The 948-nt window shown below is 42.5% G+C and carries 7 tRNA genes; all 7 read left to right on the plus strand.

Going from position 1 to position 948, the window contains the following annotated elements:
• Positions 1–77: transfer RNA gene (locus BTO21_RS08955), tRNA-Met, on the plus strand.
• Positions 78–126: 49 nt separating this feature from the next.
• A tRNA-Leu gene (locus BTO21_RS08960) sits at positions 127–211 on the plus strand.
• Positions 212–254: 43 nt separating this feature from the next.
• A tRNA-Gln gene (locus BTO21_RS08965) sits at positions 255–329 on the plus strand.
• A 62-nt stretch (positions 330–391) separates the two neighbouring features.
• Positions 392–468: transfer RNA gene (locus BTO21_RS08970), tRNA-Met, on the plus strand.
• Positions 469–548: 80 nt separating this feature from the next.
• Positions 549–633, plus strand: a tRNA-Leu gene (locus BTO21_RS08975).
• Positions 634–695: 62 nt separating this feature from the next.
• Positions 696–770: transfer RNA gene (locus BTO21_RS08980), tRNA-Gln, on the plus strand.
• A gap of 33 nt (positions 771–803) precedes the next feature.
• Positions 804–888 (plus strand) — tRNA-Leu (locus tag BTO21_RS08985).
• The last annotated feature ends 60 nt before the right edge of the window (positions 889–948 follow it).

Raw genomic sequence — 948 nt, forward strand, 5'->3', positions numbered from 1 at the left:
GGCTACGTAGCTCAGTTGGTTAGAGCACATCACTCATAATGATGGGGTCACAGGTTCGAATCCCGTCGTAGCCACCATTTCAATTTTATTATAAGATTGAAAATCAATGTTAAACATTGATAAAATGCGGAAGTGGCGGAATTGGTAGACGCACTAGATTTAGGTTCTAGCGCCGTAAGGTGTGAGAGTTCAAGTCTCTCCTTCCGCACCATTCTCTCAATAGAGTTGAGAGATAGCTTGAAAAAGCACACTGTAGGTCTATCGCCAAGCGGTAAGGCAACGGCTTTTGATGCCGTCATACCCTGGTTCGAATCCAGGTAGACCTGCCACTATTTAAAAAATAACGATTAACTTTATTCCTAGTGAATATTATTAATTGGTATTTTACGTTGGCTACGTAGCTCAGTTGGTTAGAGCACATCACTCATAATGATGGGGTCACAGGTTCGAATCCCGTTGTAGCCACCATTTATTCTTCAACTAAGTATTTACCTATACTTAATTGGAAAATAACATCAGAGACAACAGTTATTCGTAACTGACAATATGCGGAAGTGGCGGAATTGGTAGACGCACTAGATTTAGGTTCTAGCGCCGTAAGGTGTGAGAGTTCAAGTCTCTCCTTCCGCACCATTCTCTCTGATTAAAAAGTCTTGTTACTACCCAACAAGCACGCTTATGTATTTAAGCACTGTAGGTCTATCGCCAAGCGGTAAGGCAACGGCTTTTGATGCCGTCATACCCTGGTTCGAATCCAGGTAGACCTGCCATATTTAGATGAATTGCTGCGGCAGTTGATCATTGCGGAAGTGGCGGAATTGGTAGACGCACTAGATTTAGGTTCTAGCGCCGTAAGGTGTGAGAGTTCAAGTCTCTCCTTCCGCACCATTATTCTTCATCTTAACTGCGGTTAATGTGAAAAATACTATCAGAGAAACAACAGTTATT

This window comes from Photobacterium phosphoreum (assembly GCF_002954725.1).
GTDB classification, from domain to species: Bacteria; Pseudomonadota; Gammaproteobacteria; order Enterobacterales; family Vibrionaceae; genus Photobacterium; species Photobacterium phosphoreum.